28 protein-coding genes are annotated in these 26,090 nt (G+C 59.9%); 17 read left to right on the forward strand and 11 right to left on the reverse strand.

Annotated features, from left to right (window positions below; all coding sequences use genetic code 11):
- Window positions 1–182: 182 nt before the first annotated feature.
- The gene (locus tag EPN96_06050; GenBank protein TAL17163.1) at window positions 183–1,253 is read left to right on the forward strand and encodes an HD domain-containing protein; all 1,071 of its coding nucleotides are present in this window, start codon (window positions 183–185) and stop codon (window positions 1,251–1,253) included.
- A 213-nt stretch (window positions 1,254–1,466) separates the two neighbouring features.
- Here the strand turns inward: EPN96_06050 and EPN96_06055 are convergent, their stop codons facing one another.
- The 3 genes from EPN96_06055 to EPN96_06065 all read right to left on the reverse strand — a co-directional run bounded on the left by EPN96_06055 (window position 1,467) and on the right by EPN96_06065 (window position 4,300).
- A complete protein-coding gene (locus EPN96_06055) occupies window positions 1,467–2,390 on the reverse strand; it encodes a UDP-3-O-acyl-N-acetylglucosamine deacetylase (protein ID TAL17164.1) in 924 nt (307 codons plus the stop codon).
- Between the two features lie 357 nt (window positions 2,391–2,747).
- Window positions 2,748–3,842, reverse strand: coding sequence for a hypothetical protein (locus EPN96_06060; GenBank protein TAL17165.1), 1,095 nt, complete (start codon window positions 3,840–3,842; stop codon window positions 2,748–2,750).
- The gene (locus EPN96_06065) at window positions 3,800–4,300 is read right to left on the reverse strand and encodes a transcriptional repressor (protein ID TAL17166.1); all 501 of its coding nucleotides are present in this window, start codon (window positions 4,298–4,300) and stop codon (window positions 3,800–3,802) included. The genes EPN96_06060 and EPN96_06065 overlap by 43 nt, the downstream gene beginning before the upstream one ends.
- A gap of 332 nt (window positions 4,301–4,632) precedes the next feature.
- On the opposite strand from EPN96_06065, the gene EPN96_06070 reads away from it, so the two are divergent.
- The 10 genes from EPN96_06070 (at window position 4,633) to EPN96_06115 (ending at window position 14,812) form a co-directional block, all read left to right on the forward strand.
- Entirely contained in the window at window positions 4,633–5,151 is a 519-nt protein-coding gene (locus EPN96_06070; protein TAL17167.1) for a ribosome maturation factor RimP, read from the forward strand.
- Window positions 5,148–6,467 (forward strand): transcription termination/antitermination protein NusA, encoded by a 1,320-nt coding sequence (nusA, locus tag EPN96_06075; GenBank protein ID TAL17168.1) that lies wholly within the window; start codon window positions 5,148–5,150, stop codon window positions 6,465–6,467. Before EPN96_06070 ends, nusA begins: the two co-directional genes overlap by 4 nt.
- 52 nt (window positions 6,468–6,519) lie before the next feature.
- Complete coding sequence (locus EPN96_06080) at window positions 6,520–9,039, forward strand: translation initiation factor IF-2 (GenBank protein ID TAL17169.1); 2,520 nt, start codon at window positions 6,520–6,522, stop codon at window positions 9,037–9,039.
- A 24-nt stretch (window positions 9,040–9,063) separates the two neighbouring features.
- Window positions 9,064–9,351: a DUF503 domain-containing protein gene (locus EPN96_06085; GenBank protein TAL17170.1), complete on the forward strand. Its 288-nt coding sequence runs from the start codon at window positions 9,064–9,066 to the stop codon at window positions 9,349–9,351.
- Between the two features lie 21 nt (window positions 9,352–9,372).
- A complete protein-coding gene (gene rbfA / locus EPN96_06090) occupies window positions 9,373–9,729 on the forward strand; it encodes a 30S ribosome-binding factor RbfA (GenBank protein ID TAL17171.1) in 357 nt (118 codons plus the stop codon).
- Window positions 9,710–10,690, forward strand: a complete 981-nt coding sequence (locus EPN96_06095) for a bifunctional oligoribonuclease/PAP phosphatase NrnA (GenBank protein ID TAL17172.1) — start codon at window positions 9,710–9,712, stop codon at window positions 10,688–10,690. The genes rbfA and EPN96_06095 overlap by 20 nt, the downstream gene beginning before the upstream one ends.
- Before the next feature lie 2 nt (window positions 10,691–10,692).
- Complete coding sequence (truB, locus tag EPN96_06100; GenBank protein TAL17173.1) at window positions 10,693–11,571, forward strand: tRNA pseudouridine(55) synthase TruB; 879 nt, start codon at window positions 10,693–10,695, stop codon at window positions 11,569–11,571.
- Window positions 11,572–11,713: 142 nt separating this feature from the next.
- Window positions 11,714–11,983, forward strand: coding sequence for a 30S ribosomal protein S15 (locus tag EPN96_06105; protein TAL17174.1), 270 nt, complete (start codon window positions 11,714–11,716; stop codon window positions 11,981–11,983).
- A gap of 106 nt (window positions 11,984–12,089) precedes the next feature.
- Window positions 12,090–14,213 (forward strand): polyribonucleotide nucleotidyltransferase, encoded by a 2,124-nt coding sequence (pnp, locus tag EPN96_06110; protein TAL17251.1) that lies wholly within the window; start codon window positions 12,090–12,092, stop codon window positions 14,211–14,213.
- A 158-nt stretch (window positions 14,214–14,371) separates the two neighbouring features.
- On the forward strand, window positions 14,372–14,812 hold the full coding sequence (locus EPN96_06115; GenBank protein ID TAL17175.1) for a dUTP diphosphatase: 441 nt from the start codon (window positions 14,372–14,374) through the stop codon (window positions 14,810–14,812).
- Window positions 14,813–15,007: 195 nt separating this feature from the next.
- On the opposite strand, the gene EPN96_06120 is transcribed toward EPN96_06115, so the two are convergent.
- Entirely contained in the window at window positions 15,008–15,670 is a 663-nt protein-coding gene (locus tag EPN96_06120; GenBank protein TAL17176.1) for a carbonic anhydrase, read from the reverse strand.
- Between the two features lie 193 nt (window positions 15,671–15,863).
- Here EPN96_06120 and EPN96_06125 point away from each other — a divergent pair, with 193 nt between their 5' ends.
- Complete coding sequence (locus EPN96_06125; GenBank protein TAL17177.1) at window positions 15,864–16,379, forward strand: ferritin; 516 nt, start codon at window positions 15,864–15,866, stop codon at window positions 16,377–16,379.
- Window positions 16,380–16,454: 75 nt separating this feature from the next.
- Here the strand turns inward: EPN96_06125 and EPN96_06130 are convergent, their stop codons facing one another.
- From EPN96_06130 to EPN96_06160, 7 genes are all read right to left on the reverse strand, one after another.
- A complete protein-coding gene (locus tag EPN96_06130; GenBank protein TAL17178.1) occupies window positions 16,455–16,697 on the reverse strand; it encodes a hypothetical protein in 243 nt (80 codons plus the stop codon).
- Between the two features lie 708 nt (window positions 16,698–17,405).
- Window positions 17,406–17,795 (reverse strand): YggU family protein, encoded by a 390-nt coding sequence (locus tag EPN96_06135; protein TAL17179.1) that lies wholly within the window; start codon window positions 17,793–17,795, stop codon window positions 17,406–17,408.
- A gap of 153 nt (window positions 17,796–17,948) precedes the next feature.
- Entirely contained in the window at window positions 17,949–18,674 is a 726-nt protein-coding gene (locus tag EPN96_06140) for a DivIVA domain-containing protein (GenBank protein TAL17180.1), read from the reverse strand.
- 34 nt (window positions 18,675–18,708) lie between these two features.
- Entirely contained in the window at window positions 18,709–19,005 is a 297-nt protein-coding gene (locus EPN96_06145; GenBank protein ID TAL17181.1) for a YggT family protein, read from the reverse strand.
- Window positions 19,006–19,007: 2 nt separating this feature from the next.
- Window positions 19,008–19,814 (reverse strand): pyrroline-5-carboxylate reductase, encoded by an 807-nt coding sequence (proC, locus tag EPN96_06150; protein TAL17182.1) that lies wholly within the window; start codon window positions 19,812–19,814, stop codon window positions 19,008–19,010.
- Window positions 19,814–20,509: a YggS family pyridoxal phosphate-dependent enzyme gene (locus EPN96_06155; protein ID TAL17183.1), complete on the reverse strand. Its 696-nt coding sequence runs from the start codon at window positions 20,507–20,509 to the stop codon at window positions 19,814–19,816. The genes proC and EPN96_06155 overlap by 1 nt, the downstream gene beginning before the upstream one ends.
- Window positions 20,506–21,096, reverse strand: coding sequence for a septum formation inhibitor Maf (locus EPN96_06160; GenBank protein TAL17184.1), 591 nt, complete (start codon window positions 21,094–21,096; stop codon window positions 20,506–20,508). Before EPN96_06160 ends, EPN96_06155 begins: the two co-directional genes overlap by 4 nt.
- Window positions 21,097–21,349: 253 nt before the next feature.
- On the opposite strand from EPN96_06160, the gene EPN96_06165 reads away from it, so the two are divergent.
- The 5 genes from EPN96_06165 (at window position 21,350) to EPN96_06185 (ending at window position 26,090) form a co-directional block, all read left to right on the forward strand.
- Complete coding sequence (locus tag EPN96_06165; protein ID TAL17185.1) at window positions 21,350–22,303, forward strand: hypothetical protein; 954 nt, start codon at window positions 21,350–21,352, stop codon at window positions 22,301–22,303.
- Between the two features lie 154 nt (window positions 22,304–22,457).
- Window positions 22,458–22,973, forward strand: coding sequence for a peptide deformylase (def, locus tag EPN96_06170; GenBank protein ID TAL17186.1), 516 nt, complete (start codon window positions 22,458–22,460; stop codon window positions 22,971–22,973).
- Window positions 22,973–23,914: a methionyl-tRNA formyltransferase gene (locus EPN96_06175; protein ID TAL17187.1), complete on the forward strand. Its 942-nt coding sequence runs from the start codon at window positions 22,973–22,975 to the stop codon at window positions 23,912–23,914. Before def ends, EPN96_06175 begins: the two co-directional genes overlap by 1 nt.
- Before the next feature lie 33 nt (window positions 23,915–23,947).
- A complete protein-coding gene (locus EPN96_06180; protein ID TAL17252.1) occupies window positions 23,948–24,919 on the forward strand; it encodes a polyprenyl synthetase family protein in 972 nt (323 codons plus the stop codon).
- Window positions 24,920–25,400: 481 nt separating this feature from the next.
- Window positions 25,401–26,090, forward strand: coding sequence for a helix-turn-helix domain-containing protein (locus tag EPN96_06185; GenBank protein ID TAL17188.1), 690 nt, complete (start codon window positions 25,401–25,403; stop codon window positions 26,088–26,090).

Consider the following 26,090-nt stretch of genomic DNA (forward strand, 5'->3'; position numbering starts at 1 on the left):
ACCTTCATCCCGGTCGCCCCTTTCTCTTTCAAGTGGTTGATGCACATCTACCACTTTGGCACTTAGATGCCGTTCAGGAAAGGGGCGACCATCCCATTAGCGCTTCGCGCGAGAATGACGAAAGATGTTTTGTCGGATTTTCGCTAAGCTCAATCCGGCCATAATTTAAAAAGGACATTTGTATGCCCGCTAAAAACCAATTTATCGCCAAACTCCACGAAGACACCGAACTCCACGACACCTTTCTGGTATTACAGAAACAGCTCTCCCCCACCCGGCAGGGCAGAAACTACCTGCGCGTGACGCTGGGCGACAAAACCGGACAGCTCGAAGCGAGGGTCTGGGAGGGTGCGGAGGAGCTTGTCAACCGTTTCGACGCGGGCGACCTCGTCTACGTGACGGGAATGGTCACCTCCTACAACGGAGTCCTCCAGATAAAGGCTCAGTTCATCGAAAAGCTTCCGGAGGGAAAGGTGGAGTGGGCCGACTACCTGCCCTCCTCATCACGCCCGGCGCAGGAGATGGTCGCGGAGCTTCGGAGTCTTCTCGGAACGATAGCCAACCCCCACCTGCTGGCGCTCGTGAACTCTTTTCTGGAGGACGCGCCCTTCATGGAGCGCTTCTCCGTCACCCCCGCCGCGAAGGGGATGCACCACGCCTTCGTCGGCGGCCTTCTGGAGCACACCCTCGGCGTGGTGAAGATATCCTCGGCGATGTCGGTGCTCTACCCGGTCTCCCGCGACGCCCTTCTCACAGGGGCTTTTCTCCACGACATCGGGAAGATCGAGGAGCTGACCGCCTCGGCCGGGTTCGACTACACGATGGAGGGCAAACTTATCGGACACCTTATTATAGGGCGAGACATGCTGAAGGAGCGCGCCGCCAAGGTTCCCGGCTTCCCTGAGAACCTTCTCCTCCACCTGGAGCACATGATCCTCTCCCACCACGGCGAGCTCGAATGGGGCTCTCCCAAGCGCCCCAAGACCGTGGAATCGCTGGCCCTCCACCTCGCCGACAACCTCGACGCGAAGCTGATGGCGGCAATAGAGTCGGTGTCGAAGTCGGACGGGATGAGCGGCGACTGGACCGCCTTCCTGAAGATCTTCGACCGCCCCTTCCTGCGCTCCTCACTCCTCGAAGCGGACTCGCCCGACAAGGCGAAAAAGCTTCCCACCCCGAAGGCGGCGAAGGAACCGGCAAAAGAGCAGGAGCAGCAGCCTAAGCCGCCCTCCCCCCAGAGGACGCTCTTCTAAGCCCAGAAAAACTGCTGCGAGACCCGTCTTCCGTGTCGCGTGCTCGCTCAAGGGCTCGCCGTAGCGCTGCTACTGCCTCGCCCTCTCGCTGCGCGGCTCCTTGAATCAGGGTCTTCTCGCAACGTTTTTCGATTCCTGCCTCAAGCCCGGTAGTCCGTGAAACTAAAAAAGCCCCGTTTCCGGGGCTTTTTTCAATTCCATGAGTCTGCGGTTTTAACCTACCAGCGCTACCAGAAGCTCCCTCGACTCGAACACGCGGGGCCGTATGACCTTAACCTCTTGCACCGCCGTCTCCAGCGACCACGCATCGGGGTTGGCGAGAAGGGCCGCGAGCACCCTTCTGTGCATCTCGTGGCCGCCCTTGTGGACGATCAGGTGTCCTTCGATGGGGTAGCCCGCAAGGGCGAGGTCGCCCACGGCGTCGAGTATCTTGTGACGCACCATCTCGCCGGGCATCCTTAGCCCCTCGGGATTGACCACCTTGCCCTCGTGAAGGGCGATAGCGTTTTCGAGGCTGGCGCCGCGCGCCTTGCCGATCGCCTTCAGCTTCTCGACGTCGCCCAGAAAGCCGAAGGTGCGAGCCCGGCAAAGCTCCTTCTCGAAGGAGTCGCCGTTGACCTCTATATAGTAGTGCTGGGCGCCGGGGAAGGAGCCCTCGAAATCTATGGAGTAGGTTATCGCGAAGCCGTCGTAGGGGCGAAGGATGCAGAACTTGTCCTTGCACTCGACCCTCACCGGCTTTTTGATTTTGAGGTATTTCCTCGGGGCGGAGAGGGCGCGGAGACCGGCTTCGCGGACCTTTTCGACGTAGGGGGCGGCGCTGCCGTCCAGAATGGGGAATTCGGGGCCGTCTATCTCGATTACGGCGTTGTCTACGCCCAGCGCCCGAAGCGCCGCGAGACAGTGCTCGACGGTGGAGACCGAAGCGCCCTTCGCGCCGAGGACTGTGGCCAGGGTGGTCTCGGTCACGAAGTCAACGCGGGCGGGTATTTCGACGACGGGGTCGAGGTCGGTGCGGAGAATCCGTATCCCTTCGCCCGCGCCCGCCGGACGTATGACGAGGCTTACCGGAGCGCCCGAATGGAGCCCGGCGCCGGTCAGCTCGATTTTGCTTTTTATCGTATTCTGGTAAGGCATGTTCTTTGGTCCGCCTGTGGCCTGCAGCTATTTCACGCAATCTTATGTTTATTTACAAAGCAACAGGCGTGCCAGACGGGCGGCATTTTTTAAAACTCCAAATACGCATACGGATCAAGGCCTTTTAAAAGGGGCTTTTCTGGCGGGGTCTCCGGTGTGGATTTTTTTCCACAACATGGCAAAATCCCGCGTGGAGCGGCAGCGACAAATCGGGAAACCAGACAGGTTCCACCTACGGCAAAGGATTTTGCCGCCGGGCGAGGAGCCCGCAGGGAGCGCGACGCAGACAGTAGCGTGCCTACGGCAAGGAGCGCTCCCGAGTAGCGACAAGGCCCCGCGGCAAAAGCCGAAGCCGTCCTACCCCCCCAGAACCTGATAAAGATACGCCACCAGCATCGTCCCCGTCAGGCAGATGGTGAGATAGAGGAAAAACACCTTGGGCTTGAAGAGGGAGAGAAAGACCGCCATCACCGGCAGCGCCGTGACCGGCCCTCCGACGAGCAGGACCATCCCGGCGGCCCTCGATACCTGTATCGTATCCTGGACGCCGAAGATTATCGCCGAGGAGGTAATCTGGTTCAGGTGAAGGGGGACGACGCCGAGGGCGAGAGCAAAAAGGGTAAGCGGATTCGTCGTCGCAAGCAGCGATTCGAGCCAGGCGTCGGGAACGTAGCGGGTGGCGATAACGGCCACGGCTACGCCGAGAATGGCGAACTTGGCGACCTTCCAGCCTCCCTCGCCCATGCGGGCCAAGAAGAGAAGCACAGGGTTGTGGGTCTTCTTGTAGACTTTTTTGCTGAACATCTGGCCGCAGCCGCAGCGAAGCGCCTCTTCCGGGTAGTCGTGGTCGTGAAAATCGCCCTTCGGAAGCTCTTTGCGGAAGAGATTCTTGATGTCCATCCCGCGCTTTTCCAGAATGTACGTGACGGTGCCCGCGTAAAGCCCCATGAAGATGCCCGAGGCCAGCTCGACGTTTGCCCAGACAGGCCCGAGATTTTTCAGGGCGATGAGGTAGCCCGCCGGGCTCATCAGCGGCGAGGCGACGAGAAGAGCCATCGCGGGAGCCAGCGTCAGCCCCCCCAGCATGAGGCTTATCGTCAGGGGCAGGATGCCGCAGGCGCAAAGCGGGCTGAAGACGCCGAGCAGGGTCGCGAAGATGATCGCGACGTACCCGTAACGGGTAAGCGTCTTCCGGATGTGGACGTGCCAGCCCTTTGTCCGTATCCAGGCCTCTATGAATACGCCCACGAGAAAATAGGGCAGTATCTCGTAGAGCTCCGCCGCTATTTCGATTGCAACTTCGTACAGTTCCTCCGCCAACACAGTCCTCCAACCGGGACGCCCTCCACGGGACGGCCCTAAATAAAATTCCTGCCTGCCTGCAAGGTCAAATCTTTTCTTTGCCGAGGCTAACTCTTGGTTGCTTCCCCGGCTGTGCTGCACTTCGTGCATATGCCGATCATCTCGACCGATTGTTGCCTGATTTCAAACCCGGCCCCGAAAGCCGTCTCCCGGATCGCCCTGTCAACCCGCTCGTCCGAGACCTCGGCGGACTGGCGGCAACTGCCGCAGATCAGGAACTGCCCTGTGTGCTCCTTGTGGGGCCTTATGCAGCCGACGTAGGCGTTGAGAAGCGCTATCCGGTGAACCAGACCCTGCTCCTGCAGAAAATCCAGCGCCCGGTAGACGGTCGGCGGCGCGGCCTTCTGCTCCTTCGAGAGAGCCTCCAGCAGGGCGTAAGCGCCCACGGGCCGGTGGTTTTCCCAGACCAGTTCTAGCACCCTGCGGCGAAGGCCGGTCAGGCGGGCGCCACGGCCGGCGCAAAGGGTTTCCGCGGCGCGAAGCGCCTCCCTCACGCAGCCGGCGTGGTCGTGGTCGGGCGGATTGAAAATTCCGGGTATCTCCGGCATTCAGGGCTCCGGTACGGGGTTGTCTAATTATGTTACAATATAACATACCATTTCGCGGAGGTGAAATCAACTCCTCCGCCAGATCCCGGCGCTTTCAAAAACCCTCTCTTTCTCAGTGAATCAACCATCGCGAAACCCTTTCGTGGATTTTCAGGTATATTTCAATCGAAAATCCCTCCACGCAAAAAAATCGCAGACCGGATTATTGCCCCGCCCGGACCCTTCAAAAGGGGTTTTTCTCTTTACAACCCGGGCGTTCGCTGTTATAAGTTTTTTCGCAAAATCCGTTCCTCTCTAAAGTGGGCCAAAACCCACTTTTTTATTTAGCAAACATGGATATCAGAAGAGCGCAGAGAAACAGCGAAGCCATCCTCCGGCCGGTTATCGAGGGAATGGGCTACGAACTGGTAGACGTAAAAATCCTCTCGGAAGCGGGAAGGCTCGTGCTCAGAGTCATGGTCGAGCGCGAGGGGGGAATCACGCTGGACGAATGCGCCCGTATAAGCCGGGAGCTTGCGCCCCATCTCGACGTAGGCGACCCGATAGCCTCTCGCTATTCTCTGGAGGTCTCTTCCCCCGGAATCCGGCGGCCGCTGAAGCGCCCCGAGGATTTCACCCGCTTCGCCGGCATAGTCACCTCGGTAAAGCTCTCCGAACCGCTGGGCGGGAGAAAGCGGTTCACGGGAACAGGCCGCGGCCTCGACGCCGAGGGGAATCTGGTGCTTGAAATGACGGATACCGGCGAGCGGGTCACGATACCCCTCTCTTCCATAGACGAAGCGAAGCTCGACCCAGAAATAAAATTTTCCGATGCCCCCAAAGGCGCATCCGCCAAGGCGAGAAAAAAATGAAAGATATAAGCCGCGTAATTGATCAGGTTGTCCGCGAAAAGGGAATCGACCGGGAAATACTCATCGACGCCCTCGAACAGGCTCTCGTGACGGCCGCCAGAAGGAAACTCGGCAACCGCACCCTCGAAGCCCATTTCGACGAGGCGACGGGCAAGATAAACATCTACGAATACATGACCGTGGTCGAAGAGGTCGAGGACTCCTACACCCAGATAGGGTTCGAGGAAGCCCGCGAAAAGTACGACCCCGACTGCGAGATAGGCGACGAGCTGGGAATCCCGGTGGATTCCAGCGACTGGTCCAGAATAACCGCGCAGGTGGCCAAGCAGGTCATCATCCAGAAGGTGCGCGAGGCCGAGCGCGACATTATCTACACCGAGTTCATCGACCGCAGGGGCGAGGTGATAAATGGCATAGTCCAGCGTATCGAGAAGGGCGACATCATCGTCAACCTCGGCAGGACCGACGCCGTCCTCCCCTACACCGAGCAGATACGCAGCGAGAGCTACCGCCAGGGCGACCGCATCCGCGCGCTTCTCCTCAAGGTTCAGAAAGAGTCGAGGGGGCCGCAGCTCATTCTCTCCCGCACCCACCCCGAGTTCGTCAAGAAGCTCTTCGAGACGGAGGTGCCGGAGATACGCGAAGGCGTGGTTGAGATAAAGGGCTGCGCCAGAGAGCCCGGCGAGCGGGCGAAGATAGCCGTTATGAGCCACGACAGCGACGTGGACCCGCAGGGAGCGTGCATCGGCATGCGCGGCTCGCGTGTGCGCGGCGTCATGCAGGAGCTCAAGGGCGAGCGCATCGACGTGGTTGTGTGGGACGAAAATCCCGCCCAGTACGCCTCCAACGCGCTCAGCCCCGCCCAGATATCCCGCGCCGTCATCGACGACGAGCAGCACGCAATGACCATAATCGTTCCCGAGGACCAGCTCAGCCTGGCCATAGGGCGCAGGGGGCAGAACGTCAAGCTCGCCGCCAAGCTCATGGGCTGGAAGCTGGACATAATCAGCGAGGACGAGTCCAAGAAGCGCGAGGGCGAAAAGCGCAAACTCATGCAGCTTCCCGGCATCGACCCCTTCAAGGTCCCGGCCCTTGCGCGGATTGACGTCCACACCCTCTCCGGCTTCGCCGCGGCTTCGACCGATCTTCTGGCCGAACTGCTCGGCCTGCCGAAGGAAAAGGTGGCGGAGCTTCAGAAGAACGCAAAGAATCTCTACGAATCCGAGCTTATCGCCGCTACCGGCGGCGAGCCCAGCGAAGAAAATCCGGCTGCCGGGACCGAGCCGGCTTCCGGCGAGGAAAACCCCGCGGAGTAACGTCCATTTTCCCGCACAATGAATGGCGGGAACTTTATTCAAGGCAAGATATATGGCGAAGGTTCGAGTAATTGAAGCGGCTAAACAGCATGACATGGACGCGGGCGAGCTTCTTGACGCGCTGGTAAAACTTGGCGTTAAGGGTGTTCGCAGCCACCTGTCCCCCGTCGAAGAAGAAGACGTTGACAAGGCTATCGAATCTCTGGGCAAGACAAAGCCCAGGAAGAAGGTGGAAGACGCGGGTCAGGGCGCTCCGGTTGTGATGGTCAGGCGCAGAAAACGCGAGACAGCCGCGGAACACGGTGAAGAGCATCCCCACGAGGAAGGTGTCGAGGCGAAAGACGCCGGGCGCGCCCCGGAACCCGTCCGCGAGCCCGAGACTCCGGAGGCCCATGAACCCCCGGCGCCCGCAGCGGAGGCAGCGGAGCACGCCACCCCCGTGGAAGCGCCCGCCGAGGAAGTTGCTCCGGCCGCGCCCGTTGCCGGGCAGGCCCGCGCCGCCGCCGAAGAAAAGCCGCACCGGAAAGAAGCCAGAGAGGCGAAGAAAGCCCCCGAGAAGGCCGCGGAGGTTCCCGCCGGGAAGCCCGAGGAATCGGAGAAGGAATTCGGCCTCAAGGTCGTCCGTTTCATCCGCCCCGAGGAGAGAGTCGAAACTCCCCCCGCCTTCGTGCCGCCCCAGGGCGCCTACCCGATGTCCAAGCAGGAGCGCGAGACCCGCAAGGCCGAGCGCAAGGTAGGAAAGAAGAAGCGGGTGAGGAAGGACGAGCGCGTCGAGCAGAGGCGCGTCTCCCAGAAAACCCAGATAACGGTCCCCAAGGCGATAAAGCGCCGCATCAAGATAAGCGACGTCATCACAGTCGCCGAACTTGCCAAGAGGATGGGACTGAAGGCCACCGAGGCGATCAAGTCCCTTATGAAGCTCGGCATACTGGCCACGATAAACCAGCCCCTCGATGTGGACACCGCGACCCTCGTGGCCGACGAATTCGGCTACGAGATAGAGAACATCGCGATGGCCGAGGAGCAGATCCTCCAGCGTAGCGAAGACCGTCCCGAGGACCTTCGCCACCGTCCGCCGGTAATCACCGTCATGGGCCACGTCGACCACGGCAAAACCTCCCTCCTCGACGCCATAAGAAAGACAAGGGTAGCCGCGGGCGAGTCCGGCGGCATAACCCAGCACATAGGCGCTTACAGGGTCGAGACTTCGAGAGGAACGCTCGTCTTCCTCGACACGCCCGGCCACGAAGCCTTCACGGAAATGCGCGCCAGAGGCGCGAAGGTGACCGACATAGTGGTGCTGGTCGTCGCCGCGAACGACGGCGTCATGCCGCAGACGGCGGAGGCGATAAACCACGCCACCGCCGCCAAGGTGCCGATAATCGTCGCCATCAACAAGATGGACCTCCCCGACGCCAACCCCGACAAGGTAAAGCGCGAGCTCGCCGACAAGGGGCTTGTGCCGGAGGAATGGGGCGGCGACGTTATATGCGTCCCGGTATCCGCCAAGAAGGGCGACGGCATCGACACCCTGCTCGAAATGATAGCCATTCAGGCCGAGGTTATGGAACTTACGGCCAACCCCGACAAACCCGCCTCCGGCGTGGTCGTCGAGGCGCGCCTTGATAGAGGGCGCGGCCCTGTGGCCACCGTCCTCGTCCACGAGGGCTCCCTCAACCTCGGCGACATAGTCCTCTCCGGCCACTCTTACGGCAGGGTGCGCACGCTTACCAACGACCAGGGCAAACGCGAGAAGAAGATACCGCCGGGGCTCCCGGTGGAGATAACCGGCCTCAGCGGCGTTCCCGAGGCGGGCGACGCTTTCATAGTCGTGGAAACCGAGCGCATGGCCAAGGAGATATCCTCCAAGCGCCTCGAAAAGAGCCGCGAACTCGAAATGGCCCAGCACCGCAGGGTCTCGCTTGAGGATCTCCACCTGAAGATCGCCGAGGGCGAGATAAAGACCCTCAACGTCATCGTCAAGGCAGACGTGCAGGGCTCGGTAGAAGCGGTCGCGCAGTCCCTCGAAAAGCTCTCCAACGAAAACGTCAAGGTGCTGGTCATCCTCAAGGGCGTCGGCGGAATACTGGAATCGGACGTCAACCTCGCCATAGCCTCCGAGGCGATAATCGTTGGCTTCCACGTCCGCGCCGAATCCAAGGCCCGCACGCTGGCCGAACAGAGCGGCGTTGACATACGCATCTACGACGTAATCTACGACGCCACCGACGACGTGAAGCTGGCCATGACCGGCCTCCTCGCCCCGCGTCTCCAGGAAAAGCCCCTCGGGAAGGCGGAGGTCCGCGAGATCTTCCGGGTTCCCAAGATCGGCGTGGTCGCGGGCTGCATAGTCAAGGAAGGCACCGTCACCAGAAGCTCCAAACTGCGCCTCGTCCGCGACAACGTGGTCCTCTACGAGGGCACCCTTTCGAGCCTGAAGCGCTTCAAGGACGACGTGCGCGAAGTCAAGGAAGGCCTCGAATGCGGCCTTTCCATCCAGGGCTTTCAGGACATGAAGGTTGGCGACGTGCTCGAATTCTACGAGATCGAGGAGATCGCCCAGACGATGTAGCGCCACGAAGGCCTGAGGGTAGACTTGGTCATAGGAACTTTAAAGATCGAGCTTATTTTGCACGGCGTTGACTCCCTCAAGGAGAAACGCAGTATCGTCAAAAGAACCCTCTCGCGGGTGCGAAGCCAGTTCGAGGTGAGCGCGGCGGAGGTGGAGAACATGGATATCCACCGCTCCGCGGTCATCGGCGTGGCCCTGGTCACCAACGACAGAAGATTCGCCAACTCGATGCTGGACAAGATAATCGAATACGTAATAGAGCTTGGACTGGCGGAGGTGGGCCAGACGAAGATCGAAATCATAAACCTGTAAAGATAGACGGAAAGTAATAAGTTGCCCTCAGTAAGAACCAGACGGGTCGCCGACCTTCTCAAGAAGGAAGTAGCCTCCCTCCTACAGAAAGAAGTCAAAGATCCGCGCGTCGGCTTCATCACGATAACCGACGCGGAGGTCTCCCCCGATTTGAAGGTGGCCAAGGTTTTCTACACGGTCTTTGGCGACGCGAAAGTGCGCGAGGATACGGCCAGGGGCCTCGAAAGCGCCCGCCCTTTCATCCGCCGGGAGGTGGGTAAGGTTCTCCAGACGAAATCCACCCCCGAGCTTCGCTTCATCTACGACGAGTCCGTAGAACGCGGGCTCAAGCTTGAAGACCTTATCGCCAAGGCGGCCCATGAGAGCCACGGAAAATAGTTCGCCGGTCGCAAAAACCCTTCGCTCCTCGCAGGAAATACTTCTACTGACCCACCAGAGCCCCGACGGCGACGCCCTCGGCGGTATGCTGGGCCTCGGCCTTCCCCTGATTGAAGCCGGGAAAAAGGTGGCGATGGTCATAGAGGGCCCCTTGCCCGCGCACATGGCCTGGCTGCCCGGAAGCTCCCTTTTCGAGACGAAGATTCCCGAAAGAAACTTCGACGCCGTCGTAATGCTCGATTGCGGGGATAAAAAACGCACCGGCTTCGACCTTTCGCCCTTTGAAAAGATTCCGCTGGTGAATATCGACCACCACGCCTCGAACGACAATTTCGGAACCGTCAATTACGTCCATCCCGAGGCCTCCTCTACCGGGGAGCTGGTGCTGCGGATACTGGACGAGCTGGGGATAACCCCTGACGCGGACGCCGCGACGGCCCTTTACGTCGCCGTCCTCACCGACACGGGCGGCTTCCACTACTCAAACTCCACACCGGAAGCCTTCGAGACCTCTGCCCGCCTCGTGCGGCTAGGTGCTAACCCGGCGCAGATCGCGGGAAACCTCTACGAGAGGGAATCGGCGAAAAGAACCCTGCTGATGGGTCTCGTGCTCTCCACCCTCTCCCTCTACAGCGGGGGCAAGGTCGCCCGGATACATGTGACCGGAGAGATGCTCGCGAAAACGGGGGCCTCCCTTGAGGACACCGACAACTTCGTGAACTGCCCCCGCGCCATCGAAGGCGTCGAGGTCGCGGTCTTCATGAAGGAAAAGCCCGGAAACGTCTGGCGGATTACCCTCCGCTCGAAGGGCGGGGCCGACGTCTCGAAGGTCGCCTCGGCATTCGGAGGCGGCGGCCACAAAAAGGCCTCCGGAGCCACCATCGACGGGGATTTCGAGGGCGCGTTCGGGAAGCTCCTCGGCGAGATAGAAAAGGTCCTCGCGGGGCCGGAGCCACTGTAGGCATGGAGAAAACCCCTGACGGCCTCCTTTTGCTGGACAAGCCCGTCGGCCTGACCTCTCACACCGCCGTGCGGAAGGCGGCGAGGCTTCTCGGCGCGGACAAGGCCGGTCACGCCGGAACCCTCGATCCTATGGCCTCGGGACTCCTCCTCGTCGGAATAGGCAAGGCGACGCGGCTGCTGGAATATCTCGTCGGGTGTTCCAAGACTTACCGCGCCGTGATCCGCCTCGGCATGACGACCGACACCCTCGACCAGGAGGGAACCGTCCTCTCGGAAAAAGAGGTCCCGGACTTCCCCCTCGAAGAGGTGGAAAAGGCGCTGGCCCTCTTCCGTGGGAAAATCAGCCAGATACCGCCAGTCTACAGCGCCATTAAGTCGGAAGGAGTGCCCCTCTACCGCAGGGCGCGAAGGGGCGAGGAGGTCACGCCGCCCGCGAGGGAGGTCGAGATATCCCGCCTCGACCTCATGGAATGGAAAAATCCCTTCCTGAAGATCGAAGTGGAATGCTCCAGCGGAACCTACATCCGCTCGCTCGCGAGGGATATAGGCGAAGCGCTTGACACCGGCGGCGTACTCTGGGAACTGCGCAGGCTTCGCTGCGGCCCCTTCAGCGTCGAAGACGCTTTCACCTTCGACGATCTGGCCGAGCGCTACGAGGAGTCGTCCGGCGTTATTCTGGAGCCCTCGAAGATGGTTTTCGGCCTGCCGAAGGTCGCGGTTTCCGAAGGGGACCTTCCGGCGCTGGGGAAAGGGCAGTCGATAGCGGCAAGGGAAGCTCCCCCTTCCTCCCCCGTCGCCCTCATGGGGCCGGACGGCAGGCTGGTCGCCATAGCCGCCTTCGAGGGACAAACCCTGAGCCCCCACAAAGTTTTCCTGTGAGCCCGAGTTTCGATCCTTTACGGCAACACACCTTTCATGGTATTAAACTTGTTCTTTTACGGCGGCGTTGCGCCAAGGTCGCGCCGTCACTTAAAATGAGCCCAAAGAAAAGAAGATAGAGAGAAAGAAGGAGGAAGCACCAATGGTTTTCACCCCCGAGAGCAAGCAGCAGATTATCTTGAGTTACAAGCTGCACGACAACGACACGGGTTCTCCCGAGGTTCAGATCGCACTTCTGACCGAGCGCATCAACTACCTCACAGAGCACTTCAAATCCCACATCAAGGATCACTCCTCGAGACGCGGGCTTTTGAAGCTCGTCGGCCAGCGCCGCCGCCTGCTCGACTACCTCAAGCGCAGCGAAATCGAACGCTACAGAACCATCATCGAACGCCTCGGCATCCGCAAGTAAACGATCTTTTTACAAAGTCGACATCCATGCGGTGTGATAAAGGGGCCAATGCGCCCCTAAAGCCGTATCAGGATTTGGCGATTCAGGAGAATAATCAGTGTTTGACATAAAAACCGTAAAAATTGAAGTCGGCGGCAAGGAGATAGTCCTCGAAACAGGACGCCTTGCCCGTCAGGCCCACGGCTCGGTCCTCGTGACCTCGGGCGGCACCGTAGTGCTGGCCACCGCCGTCGCCGAAACAACTCCCAAGCTGGGGCTGGATTTTTTTCCCCTCACCGTCATGTACCAGTCCAAAGGCTACTCCGCCGGCAAGATTCCCGGCGGCTTCTTCAAGCGCGAGGGCCGTCCGCCGGACGCCGACACACTCATCTCGCGCCTCATCGACCGTCCCATAAGGCCCCTCTTCCCCAAGACCTTTCCTTTTGAAACGCAGGTAGTCCTCACGGTCCTTTCCCACGACAAAGAGACCACCCCCGACGTTCTGGGAATGATCGGCGCGAGCGCGGCCCTCACCATCTCCGACATCCCCTTCGCGGGCCCCATAGCGGCGGTGCGCGTCGGCCTCATCGACGGCCAGCTCGTCGCAAACCCGACTATGGCCGCGCTGGAAACCTCCAAGCTCGACCTGATGGTCGCCGGCAGCGCCGACGCCGTCATGATGGTCGAAAGCGGCGCGAGCGAGCTTTCCGAAGAGGAGATGCTGGCGGCGATAGAGTTCGGCCACGCCGAAATCAAGCGCATCGTCGAAATCCAGCTGAAGCTTCGCGAGATAGCCGGGAAGCCCAAGCGCGAGGTTCCCCAGAAAGAACTCGACCCCTCGATCTTCTCCCGCGTCGAGGCTTACTTCCTTGAGAACTGTAAGGACGCCTACCACGTCCGCACGAAAAAGGAGCGCTCCAACGCCGTCAAGGCCGCCAAGGTCCAGCTCCTCGCCACCCTCACCGAAGAGGAAGCCGCGAGAAGCGGTGAATTCAGCGAAGCCTTCGAGAAAGCCGCCAAAAAATACGTGCGCGGCCTCATCCTCGACAAGGGCGAGCGCATAGACGGCCGCTCCCTCACCGATATCCGCCAGATAGTCCCCGAAGTCTCCGTCCTTCCCCGCACCCACGGCTCCGCCGTCTTCACGCGCGGCGAGACTCAGGCTCTGGTGATAACCACCCTCGGCACCTCCGCCGACGAGCAGCTTATCGACGTTCCCGAGGGCAGCTACTACAAGAAGTTTCTCCTCCACTACAACTTCCCGCCCTTCTCCGTGGGCGAAGCCCGCCCGATGAGAAGCCCCGGACGCAGGGAGATAGGCCACGGAGCGCTCGCCGAGCGCGCCCTCCGCGCCGTCCTTCCCACGCACGAGGAGTTTCCCTACACCATTCGCCTCGTCTCCGAGATACTGGAGTCCAACGGCTCCTCCTCGATGGCCTCGATCTGCGGCGGCTCCCTCGCCCTCATGGACGCGGGAATCCCGATCAAGTCCGCTGTCGCAGGCATAGCGATGGGCCTTATCACCGACGGCTCGCGCTACGCGGTCCTCTCCGACATCCTCGGCGACGAAGACCACCTCGGCGACATGGATTTCAAGGTCGCGGGAACCAAAAACGGCATCACCGCCCTCCAGATGGACATCAAGGTCCAGGGCCTCACCGTCGAGATCATGAAAAAGGCTCTCGATCAGGCCAAGCAGGGCAGAATGCACATCCTCGGCAGGATGGAAGAGGCGATAAAGGCCCCGAGAGGCGATCTTTCGCCCTTCGCGCCGCGCATCGTCGTCATCCAGGTCAACACCGAGAGGATCAAGGATGTCATCGGCCCCGGCGGCAAGAACATCCGCAAGATAATCGAGCTGACCCAGACTACGATCGACATCAACGACGACGGCTCGATACACATCGGTAGCCCCGACAGCGAACGCACCGAGATGGCGATAAAGATGATCCGCCAGCTTACCGCGGAAGCCGAGATAGGGAAGATCTATCAGGGCACGGTCAGGAAGATAATGGACTTCGGCGCCTTCGTCGAAATCTTCCCCGGCACCGACGGCCTCGTCCACATCAGCGAGATATCCAGCACCCGCGTGGACAGAACCGACATCGCCAAGTACCTGCCCGAGGGCTCCGTCACCCCGGTCAAGGTTCTCGCGATCGACCAGACCGGCAGGATAAAGCTCTCCCGCAAGGCGGCGCTGGAAGAAACCGGCGAAAAGGACCCAATCGCCGAAGGCAAGGCTCAAGCCTAACGGCCCGACCAACCCCAAAACGCCAAAAGGCGCGGAGAAATCCGCGCCTTTTTTTATTTCCTGCGCCTGACGCCCAAAGGGCACCTTATGCCCCTTGCCTGTCACCCGGTTTTCGCGCAAAATCCGGTGGTTTAAATCAATCGATACCCGGAGAGACCATGCCGACGACGATTCTCGTTAAAAGACTGCCCTCCGCCGAGGACCTTCCCCTGCCCTCCTACCAGACCGCGCACAGCGCGGGGATGGACCTTATCGCCTCAGAGGACCTCTGGGTCGAGCCGGGAGAGCGCCAGAGCGTGGGGACGGGGCTTTGCTTCGCGCTGCCCTACGGGTACGAGCTGCAAGTGCGCCCACGTAGCGGCCTTGCGATAAAGCACGGCATAACCCTGCTCAACACCCCCGGCACCATCGACGCCGATTATCGCGGTGAGGTGCGGATTCTGGTCATAAACCACGGCAACGAATCCTTTCGCATCTGCCGGGGCGACCGGATAGCGCAGGCGATACTCGCCCCCGTCCATCGCGGAGTTCTCACCGAGGTCGGCGAGTTGCCGCAGACGGAGCGGGGAGCGGGCGGGTTTGGGTCAACTGGGAAATAAAAATGCCGGACTCCTTTTTGGAGCCCGGCTTTGGTTATCTTGCTTTTATTTCTATGGTTTTAAATCCGGCACACTATTTCGGCGAAGGGCAAGGAGTCCGCAGGGCGCGCGGTCGCAGGCAGTAGCGTTACTACGCCAAGACCCGCGACCGAGAAACGACGCAGCCCTTCGACGAAAGAGGAAGCCGGACAAATACTACTTCAGAATTTCTACCTTCCCATCATCCAGGTCATAGCGAGCTCCGACGATTTTCAGCTTCCCCTTCTCCACCAGCTCCGCCAGTATCGGCTTGGATTCGAGGAGCTTCTCCCTGACCAGTTCCACGTTCTCCTTGACGGAGTTGTCGACCAGATCGCCCTCTTCGCCCTTCGCCTTTTCGACGGCCGGTTTAATGGCCTTGACTATGCTCTCGATGTGGCCGGGTGCCTCGCCGCCGTCAACCGTGGCCTTTACCGCGCCGCAGCGCTCGTGGCCGAGAACTACGAGAAGGGGCGAGCCGAGGTGCTCGGCTGCGTATTCAATGGAGCCGATGGCGACGTCGTCTACGACGTGTCCGGCCGTGCGGATGATAAAAAGGTCTCCCAGCCCCTGATCGAAGATTACCTCCGGCGGCACGCGGGAATCGGAGCAGCCCAGAATGATGGCGAAGGGGTGCTGTCCCTTGGCCACTTCCTCCCTGCGGGCGTCGTTCGCGTCGGGGTGAGTCATAGCCCCCTTCACGTAGCGCGCGTTGCCTTCCATCAGCTTTGCGAGTGATTCGTCGGGATTGCCCGCCGCGCCCTCGGAGGCGAGCGCCACGGCAGGCCCGAAAGAGAGAAAGAGAGCCAGTGCTCCGCCTACGATGGATATTTTTTTCATTGTCCGCTCCTTCGTAAATTCATAAATTAATGCCAGCAAAATGACGGCGCAAATGTTACTCCGCCCCGCCTTCCAAATCCACACGGAAGTTATAGAAGTACCATTTTATGCAGTTCCCTCCCCTCGCCTTGCTTCGCCGCTAGTCGCGGGTATTATTTACTTTTGCAAGGTCAAACTTTAAGGAGGATTTACGATGCTCAGTGAAAGATTGCTTCGGGCGATGAACGAACAGGTAGCGAAAGAGTGGTATTCCGCCGGGCTTTACAAGGCGATGGAGGCTTACTGCCAGCAGGAGGAATTTCCCGGCTTCGCCAACTGGTTCAAGGTGCAGGCGCAGGAGGAGCTTGTCCACGGCGAGAAGTTCTTCCGCTTCATCAGCAGCGTCGGCGACAGGGCCTGGGTGCTGGGAATAACCGAACCCAGAAACGACTACTCCTCCCTCCTCGAAATGGCCGAGTACGGCCTCTCCCACGAGAAGGTCGTCACCGCCTCGATAAACAACCTGATGGATATCGCCAGACAGGACAACAATCACGCCGCGCAGATAATGCTCCAGTGGTTCATCACCGAGCAGGTAGAGGAAGAATCCAGCTTCAGCCTTCTTGTTCGCAAGCTAAAGCTCGTCGAGGGCGACGGCAAGGGGCTTCTCGCGCTAGATCAGGAGCTCGGAGCCCGCGTCTTCACTCCCCCGGCGGGCTTCATCGTCTGATTTTATACCCGCGCCAAATGTAAAGGGCCGCTCCGCTTGGGGCGGCCTTTTTTTGGGTTTTAGAGCCTTACGCCGCTACGCCTTCACGTTGGAGGAGAGCCAGCTCTTCACCGCCTCTTCGGGGATGAAGAAGGGTTTGTCCGTCACCCTGATCTCGACCCAGCCGTCGCCGACGTCGTAGGTGCCCTCGAACCCCTTGACGCTGAAAGACCCCGACTTCTCGTCCCCCTGAACAGTGCCGCCAGCGCCGGTAATTCTGCCCTTCGCCCGCGCCAGAATCCTCGCGCCGTCGCCATAAGCCATATGTGAAATAGCCATGTTTAATCCTCTGAAATAACCTGATCGAAGTGTTACTGCTTGTGGGTCTGGCCGCCCCACGCCCGGCCCCACTTTTTGTCGAAAAAGTGGGACAAAACTCGGCCCGGAAGGAGCCGCTCGCTCTACGAGCGACCGGTCGCTACGGCGGGGGCGTGAGGGGGCACCCGTTCGCTGCGCTCACTAAGACCCCCCCGCCGCCCTTTCCGCCTCCGCTCCCTGCGTCACCTACGGGCCATGTGGAGGACGAAAATATGGCTCGTCCAAAAACAGATTAACGAAATGTTTTTGGACTCGAAGGTAGAGTTGGCTACAGCTATTTGAGATACGTGTAAACAAATTACCTTCGAGCACACGAGATCAAATAATCCTTCTCGTGTGCGAGCCTTCTTTTCGTTCCTTTCGGGGCCCGTACGCGGCGCAACGAGTGGAGGCGTCGGGCCGGCGCGGGGTCTTAACGGAGCGAAGCGTAGTGGGTGCCCCGTACGGCCCAGCCGGAACGAAGTGGTCGCTCATAGAGCGAGCGACGCGTCCGGGCCGATTTTTTGGTCACTTCTTTCTAAAAGAAGTGACTAGGGTGCGGGGCGAAGCCCGGCAAGTTGTAAACGGTTTTCACAAATAAATTCAATTCTGGATTAGCCTTCGCGGGAATGACGATAAAGGGTTGTCGGCCTTCGTTCCGGGGGCGCGACCTACGCTACTATTTTCCAGCTAAACCAGAGAATCTATTATCTTTGCGATTTCTGAAGGAGAGAGGTTCCTTACCAGGAGGCGCTTGTTTCTGCCGGTGGAGCCGGAGGCGAGTTCGACGGAGGTTTTGGGGACTCCGAGGAGTTTGGCGAAAAAACCGGTCAGTTCCTTGTTGGCCTCCCCTTCGACGGGGGGAGCCGAGATCGCTACCGAGAGAGAATTACCGTGAAGCCCCGCTATCTTCGTCTTCGAGGAGCGGGGCTTCGCCCAGATCTCTATGATGGTTCCGCCGGGGGTCTCGGAAAGGTAGCCTACGGCCACAGATTGCTGACAAACCTCGTCTTTTCTCCGATTTACTTCGTCAGGCTCGAAAAACGTCCTCGAAATACCTATCGGTATTCCTCCGGTCATTTTTCTCGCCTTCCTTGTTCTCGAAGAAAATACTGTGTTTGTCGCAATCTCAGTCTGTTGACCTGATGTCCCCTTGTTGTTCTGTTTTCTGTGCAAAAAACTTCTCTTTCGCCACAAATGACTTTGTCAACAGCCTGCTCTCCGGCCAAGGGTTTATTTTTCGACGAGGGAGAAGAGGGTCGTGGACTGCTTCGGGCTCGGCTCTTTGGAGGAGATGGGAGCGGGCTCCATGAGCGGTTCTTCCGGCACGGTGAAGCCGCTTTCGGGCTCTTCGGCCTCCTGCGAATAGACGGACTGCGCCGGTTCGAGCTCGAAGGGCTCCACGCTCTTGCGGGGCGGCTCGGGAGGCGGAAAATACTCTTCCTCCGGCAGCACGAGGGGCGGCTCGGAGGGGATTTCAGGCAGTTCCTTCATCTTCGCGGACCTTTCGATCTCTTCGGTGGAGGGGCCGGGCTCGGAGGGCTGGCGCTCCATCCATTCGCGGAGGGCTTCGGCCATCCCCGCCATGCCGGAGAGAAAGGAGATGCGCTTTTCGCGAAGAAGCTCTATGTCGCGTATGTAGGCTTCAACAACTCTTCTCGCCTCGCTGATCAGCCTGTCAGCTTCCAGACGGGCGCGCTCCTCGATGACGCGGGCCTCGCGCCGGGAGTGATCCATGATCGTCTTCTGGAGGTCGCGGGAGGCGGAGAGGGCTTCTTCCAGCTTGAGGCGGTCTTCCTTTTCCTTCGCCAGCGTGGTTTCGAGCGCTTCCTTCTCGGTGTTGAGGTGCTCTATCTCCTGCGCGACCTTCTCCAGAAAATCGTCGACTTCCTTGGGATCGAAACCGCGGAAACTCACGCTGAAGGTCTGCTCGTGTATGGTAGAAGCGCGGATTCTCATATGGATAACTCCTCCTGACTAAATACGCATACTGCTATAAATGCTTTGCCCACTCTACGATGGCGGGCAGGACGAATCTTTGTACGGCGATTATACCCAAAATCAGCACGAAAGGCGAAAGGTCAAGTCCGCCGATAACGGTCGGGAGGCGGCGGCGTATCCAGTATATCACCGGGTCGGTCAGCGAGTATATGAAACGCACCACCGGCGCGTAAGGGTCCGGCCGCACCCAGCTCAGCACGGCCGAGGCGATGACCACCCACTTGTAAAGCCCCAGCCCGAAATCGAGAACGAGCGCGAGGCCGATGATCAGGTTGCCGAAAACCTCCATCCTCAGCCTCCGAGGGCGCGGGATCTTTCAACCGCCGCCAGCACCGCTTCCATCACCGCCGAGCGAAAGCCCGTACCTTCGAGGGTGCGGACGCCCTCTATGGTGGTGCCGCCGGGCGAGCAGACCCGGTCTTTGAGCTCGCCGGTGTGAAGGGGGGAGCTTTGGGCCATCGCCGCCGAGCCCTTTACCGTCTGCGCCGCCAGCGCCCTCGCGGTGGCTCTGTCCAGCCCCGCCGCGACCCCGGCGTCGGCCAGCGCTTCGAGAAACAAGAAGACGTAGGCGGGGCCGCTGCCCGAAAGGCCGGTCACCGCGTCCATCAGCTTTTCGTCGCTCACGCGCACCACCGTGCCGACCGCGCCGAAGATAGTCTCGGTCACCAGGCAATCCCCGTCGGTGGCGGAGGGGGCGGGGCAGTAGGCGGAAGCGCCCTCGCCGATAAGGGCAGGCGTGTTGGGCATTACGCGGACGATTCTGGCGCTGTCGCCGAGGATTTCCTGAAAAAAGCCGAGGGTGAGCCCTGCGCAGATGGATATGAGGGTGGAGCCGGTTCCGGCGAGGACCGAGACGGCCCTCCCCGCGTCCTTGGGCTTTACGGCGAGGATTACCACCGGGGAGTTTTTGCACCCTTCCGCTATGTCTTGGGTGACTTTAATCCCGTATTTCGCCGCCAGCTCTTTTCCGCGCCCCGCGTCGGCCTCCACGCCCGTTATCATCGAGGGCTCTGCGGCTGCACAGCCGAGGAGTCCGGAGAGGATCGCTTCGCCCATGTTGCCGAGGCCGATTATGGTAATTTTCGGAAGTGCCGCCATCAGATCTCCTGACCGCGTTCGCCGAAGATGAGGGAGCCGACGCGAACCAGAGTCGCTCCCTCCTCGACGGCCACGCGAAAGTCGTTGCTCATCCCCATCGAGAGATGCTCCATTTTTACCCCATCAAGGCCCAGGGAATCAATTCTGCGCCGAAGCTCCCGGAGCGCACGGAAGTGTTTTCTGGACTCTTCGGGGTCGTCTTCGTAGGGCGGTATCGTCATCAGTCCCGAAATCTCCAGCCCCGGCCACTCGAAAGCCCGCTTCGCAAGAGTGACGGCCCCTTCCGCGTCGGTCCCGTGCTTGGAGACCTCCCCCGCGAGGTTGGCCTGAATAAGGACCTTTACGCGCACCCCCCTCGCCAGCGCCGCCCTGTTCAACTCCTGCGCGAGGGAGGGGCGGTCGAGGGTGTGTATCAGCGAAAAAGCCCCCACCGCCAGCTTCGCCTTGTTCGACTGGAGGTGCCCTATCATGTGCCACTCTATGTCGGAGGGCAATGCGCCCATTTTCGGGAGCGCTTCCTGAATATAGCTCTCCCCGAAGAGGCGAAGCCCCGCCTCGTACCCTTCCATTACCTTTTCGGGGGGCTTTGTCTTCGTCACCCCGACAAGGCGGACGGTTGCCGGGTCGCGCCCCGAACTTTCGGCCGCGTCCTTTATGGCGCCCAGCACTTCTTTCACTTTACCGGCGACGCTCACTTGTCTTGCCCTGTCTGCCACGGCGAAAAACCAACCTCTTCAAGAAGGGTTACGGTCTCCGCCAGAGGCAGGCCCACTACGTTGGTGCAAGAGCCCCTTATGGATTCTACGAAGGAGGAGGCGTATCCCTGAATGCCGTAGCCTCCCGCCTTGTCGAAGGGCTCTTTCGTAGAAAGGTACCACTCGATTATGCGAAGGTCGAGTCTGCGGAAAAACACCTCGGTGGAAACGGAAATTTTCCGGCACTTTCCTCCGTGAAAGAGGGCGACTCCGGTGATGACCTCATGGGCGCGCCCGGAGAGGGTCGAAAGCATCCGCCTCGCCTCTTCTTCGTCTTTGGGCTTGCCGAGAACCGCGCCGTCCACGACGACGATGGTGTCAGCGGCGAGGACTACGTCGCCGGGGCCAAACAGCGCCGCGGTTTCAACCGCTTTTCGCTCCGCCACGAGGACGGCGCCCTCGGCGGGGGAGACACCGGCGGGGATGGATTCGTCGGCGCCGGAGGGCGCCACGGTGAAGGGTATCGCAAGAGTGGTGAGAAGCTCGCGCCTGCGGGGGCTCCCGGAGGCGAGGACGAGGCGTTTCATATGGGTGTTTTTCCTTGTGTTTTCGTGCGGATTGCGCACCGTTACGGTAAAGCAGGGCGGGCTGTGGTGTCAAGCTTCCGTGGTTGTGCGGTAAAAAGAGGGTTTTGATAATTTTTTCAAAAGAAAAGAAAGCCTATGGCGAATTCGGCTACAAACGAATATACTCCCGTGCTTGAAAATTTGGTTAACTGCGCTCTGCCGGTTTTTGCGGCAGGCTTTTGGGATCCTCAACCTTACAAGGGAGTTTCGATCCATGTCAGTATTTAAAGCGTTCGGAAATTGCTGGAGGGAACTTAAGAGCGAAATAACCATGACAACCGTGATTGTTGTCGCCGTAGTCCTGGTGGTCGCCGTCTACGGCGGCTGGCAGTTCGCGAACTCCTCAAGCTTCTGCGGCAGCTGCCATGCCATGAAGCCCTATTACAAAAACTGGGCAGAAAGCGGCCACAAGGAAGTATCGTGCACAGAGTGCCATCTTCCGCCGGGGGCCTGGAACCACATCAAGTACAAGGCTATCGACGGCGCTATCTCCGGCGTATATTTCGTCACCGGAAAGGGGCCGAGCAAGGCCAGCGCCCACGTCCCGGAAGCATCCTGCATGAATATCGCGTATGGCTGCCACGACCCGAAGAAGCTGGACGAAAAGGGTCCGAAGCAGTTCGCCGGAGGCGAATTCGAGCACTCCACCCATCTGGGCGATCTCGACAACGGCCTCAATCCCGAGTGCACCACCTGCCACAGCGCAACCACCCAGGAAAAGCATCTCGAAGTCAAACCCGAGATCTGCGTGCAGTGCCATCACAACATGAAGGAAACCGGACAGTGCTCCAGCTGCCACAAGCTCCGCCCGCAGGTAACCGTCGCGGGAGCGAAGTTTGAGCACGCCAAGGGCAAAAAGTCCTGCAGAAGCTGCCATTCAAACATAAATTCGCCCAGCAAGCCCGCCGACAACTGCGTCAAGTGCCACGGCCAGAAGGAAGCTCTCGAAACCGAGAAGACTTCCGAAAAGATGCACGAGATTCACGTCAGCGACCGCAAGATCAAGCACAAGGTCGAATGCTTCGACTGCCACGGCGTCATGCTGCCGCTCAAGAAGACCGGCAGAGACCCGGCCTACATCCACAAGTTCCACATCGAGAAGGCCCAGCAGGGCTGCACCGATTGCCACTCCGGCAAGTCAGTGCCCTCCTGCTCCGACTGCCACTAAAAGTCAGCCAAGCCTGAAAAAAGAAGACCGCTCCGGCGCCGCCGGGGCGGTCTTCTTTTTTTGTTTTAAAATTCGCGGGCAACCGCTGTTGCCCTCAGCCCCTCCCTCGGGTTAAAATTCCTTCGTAACCACTAAAAAAGACGAAGGTCAAAAGATGTCCATACTGGAGATAATACAGTTTCCCCACCCGGTCCTTCGGAACAAGGCCGCCGAGGTGGAGAAGATCGACGACAGAATAAGGGAGCTGGCGGCGAACATGGTGAAGACCATGTACCACGCCGAGGGCATCGGCCTCGCCGCGCCCCAGGTCGGGGTGAGCGAGCGGCTCATCGTCGTCGATCTCTCCTGCGGGGAAAAAGAGGGGGAGCTCATCGTTCTCGTCAACCCCGTGCTGACGAAAAAAGAGGGGGAGATAGCCCTTGAGGAAGGGTGCCTTTCCGTGCCCGACCTGCGCGAGAAAGTAACCCGGGCGGATCTTATCGAGGTTCAGGGTTACGACCTTGAGGGAAAGGCGGTCCGGATCGAGGGGCGCGAACTTTGCGCCGTCGCCATCCAGCACGAGATAGACCACCTGGAAGGGGTGCTCTTTTTCGACCACATAAGCCGCCTGAAGAGAAGCCGCTATCTGTCCAAGCGCAAAAAGGCGCTGGAATGCGGGGATAAAGGGTAATGGAGGGGAGCGGACCCGGCCCTCTGGTTTTTTTCGGAACCGGCGAGTTCTCACTCCCGACGCTTCGGCTCCTTAAAAATTTCGGCGAGGATATCACCCTTCTGGTAACCCAGCCCGACCGCCCGAAGGGTCGCGGCAGAGCCCTTTCCCCCACTCCCGCCAAGAGTCTGGCTCTGGAACTCGGAATACCCGTCTATTCCCCGGATAAAATCAATACTCCCGAGGCTGTGGCGCGGATCCGCGAAATCTCTCCCGAGTTTCTGGTCGTCGTCGATTACGGGCAGATTCTGAAGAAAGAGATACTCGCCGCCGGCCGCAGGGGTGCGCTCAATTTACACCCCAGCCTTCTTCCCCGCCATCGCGGCCCCTCTCCCGTGGCCTGGACGATCCTTTGCAGAGACGAATTTTGCGGCGTCACCACGATGCTCATGGACGAGGGGATGGACAGCGGCCCGATACTAGAGCAGTGGAAGACCGGGCTCAGCCCCGAGGTTACCGCCGGGGCGCTTTCGGCGATGCTCTCGACTGTGGGCGCGGACCTCATGGCGGACACGATACGCCAGCTCCGCGAGGGAACCCTTACGCCGGTGGCGCAGGACGAGTCAAGGGCCACTTACTCGAAGTTGATTGACAAATCCTTCCAGAAGGCGGATTTTTCGACGAATGCCGCCGCTCTGGCGGCGAAGATAAACGCCCTTTCCCCCTCGCCGGGGTGCAGGGGACTCCTCTGCGGCAAGGTCGTCAAATTTCTCCGCGCTGTAGCCGTCGAAGGGTCCGGAGCGCCGGGAGAGGTGATAAAGGCCGGGGGGTTGGGGTTCGCGGTGGCCTGCCGGGAGGGGGCGGTGCTGGTGAGCGAAATCCTTCCCGAGGGACGCGGCGCGATGTCCGCCGGTGCGTTTATCAGGGGCGGAGGGGTTAAGATTGGAGACGTATTTGTTTAGTTCGCTGAGGGTCTTGATCGGATGGCAATGGAAATAAACGAAATAGTAGGGCTGGTCGCGGACAGGATGGCCGAGGTCGAAGAGGAATTCGACAAGAACCTCGAATCCGAGATATCGCTGATACCCGTTATCGGAAGGCACATCCTTTCGAGCGGGGGCAAGCGCATGCGCCCTCTTTTCCTGCTCATCAGCGCGAAGCTTTCCGGCTACGACGGCCCCGACGCGGTGCCGCTGGCGGCGATAATGGAATTTATCCACACCGCGACCCTTCTTCACGACGACGTGGTGGACAACGCCCAGATGCGGCGCGGACAGGAAGCCGCAAACGTCATCTGGGGCAACGCCGCCGCGGTCCTCGTGGGCGACTTTCTCTTCAGCAAGTCCTTCAAGCTGCTCACCAGGCACGGCTCGATGGAGATACTGCGCGCCGTCTCCTCGGCTACCACCTCGATAGCCGAAGGAGAGGTGCTACAGCTGGTAAAGACCTGCGACCTCGACATAACCGAGGACGAATATCTCCGGGTAGTGATAAACAAGACGGCGATGCTGCTCTCGGCTCCCTGCGAGGTGGGAGGGCTTCTGGGCAACATCGAAAAAGAGCAGGTAGACGCCCTCCGGCAGTTCGGCATGGACATAGGCGTCGCCTTCCAGATCGTGGACGACTGCCTGGACTACATAGCGGAGGAGGCGGCCTTCGGAAAGAAGATAGGGACCGACCTCACCGAGGGGAAGATCACCATACCCCTTATCCACGTCCTCTCCTGCTGCTCCGTCGAAGAGCGCCAAAAGATCGAATCGATAGTCAACCGCGAGGAGATTATCGACGGCGATCTCTCCTTCACCCTCTCTCTCATCAAAAAGTACGACGCGATTAACGTCTCCAAGGTCAAGGCGAGGGATCTGGTCGAGAAGGCGAAGAAGAGGCTACGGGACAATTTCCCGCCTTCGGTCTACCGCGATGCTCTTGAGGGGTTGGCGGACTACACGGTTATCCGCCACATCTAGGCTCCCCGGCGCATCCTTTCCGTCCCCGGCATCGTCATGTCCTCGCTCAAGGGCTCGCCGTAGCGCTGCTACTGCCTCGCCCCTTCGCTGCGGGATTCCTCGCCGGGAACGGAAAACCGCGCCGGAAGCTGTTTTGGCGAAAGACTGCCTGCGACCGCGCGCCCTGCGGCTTGTCCCTCGAAGCTTGAAAAGCGAAGTGGGAACTCCTTGCCCTTCGCCGAAATAGTTTGCCGGAAGTTACGGCGTCATTCCCCCGAAGGGGGAATCCAGAGGTTGATGGCGATATTCTTATCTCCTGGCTATTCTTTTTGTCAGTTCCTATTCCATGTTTACCTCCCGTCAAATTCGGACAACCGGGGTCAACCTCCTACCCGCCGCGTCAGCCCCGGACATTTTTGCAAAAATCATTGACTCCCGGAGGTTTCAGGAAGAAACTCTGTTTTATTATTGTGTGTCCTAACTATGTATGTGAGGATAGGCAATGCATCTTTCGGTTCGGGACGCGGCCCGGTTTCTCGAAGTCTCTGAGAAGACGGTCTACCGGTGGATTCGGAACGATGATATCCCCTTCTTTCTGGTCAACGACCAGTACCGCTTCAACCGCATGGAGCTGCTGGAGTGGGCCACCGCCCGGCGAATCCACATCTCTCCCGAAATATTCCATGAGCCCTCGGAGGTCGCCCTTCCTTCCGCATTTTCGTCGCTTGAGGCTGGGGGAATCTTCTACCGCGTAGGCGGCGCCGACGTGCCCTCGGCGCTGGGCGAGATCGTCGCGCACCTTCGCCTTCCCGACGAGGTTGACCGCGTCCACCTTTACAAGGTCCTTCTGGCGCGGGAGGAGCTGGGCTCCACCGGCGTTGGGGAAGGGATTGCGATCCCGCACGTCCGAAGCCCCATAGTCCTTCACGTCAACCGCCCGCTTCTGACCCTGTGCTTTCTCGAAACTCCAGTGGATTTCAAGGCGCTGGACAAAAAACCCGTCAGCACCGTCTTTACGATAGTCAGTCCCACGGTGCGCGCCCACCTTCACCTCCTTTCGCACCTCTCCTTTTGCCTTCGCGACGAAAAGCTCAAAAAGGCCCTCAGGGAGCAGTTTCCGGTGAAGGAGATTCTCGAAGCTTTCAGGGAGGCGGAGTGCGCCCTGCCCGGTTTCGCCTGCGAGGGAGGCTGA

The organism is bacterium (genome assembly GCA_004322275.1).
Classification (GTDB): Bacteria; Desulfobacterota; Deferrisomatia; order Deferrisomatales; family BM512; genus SCTA01.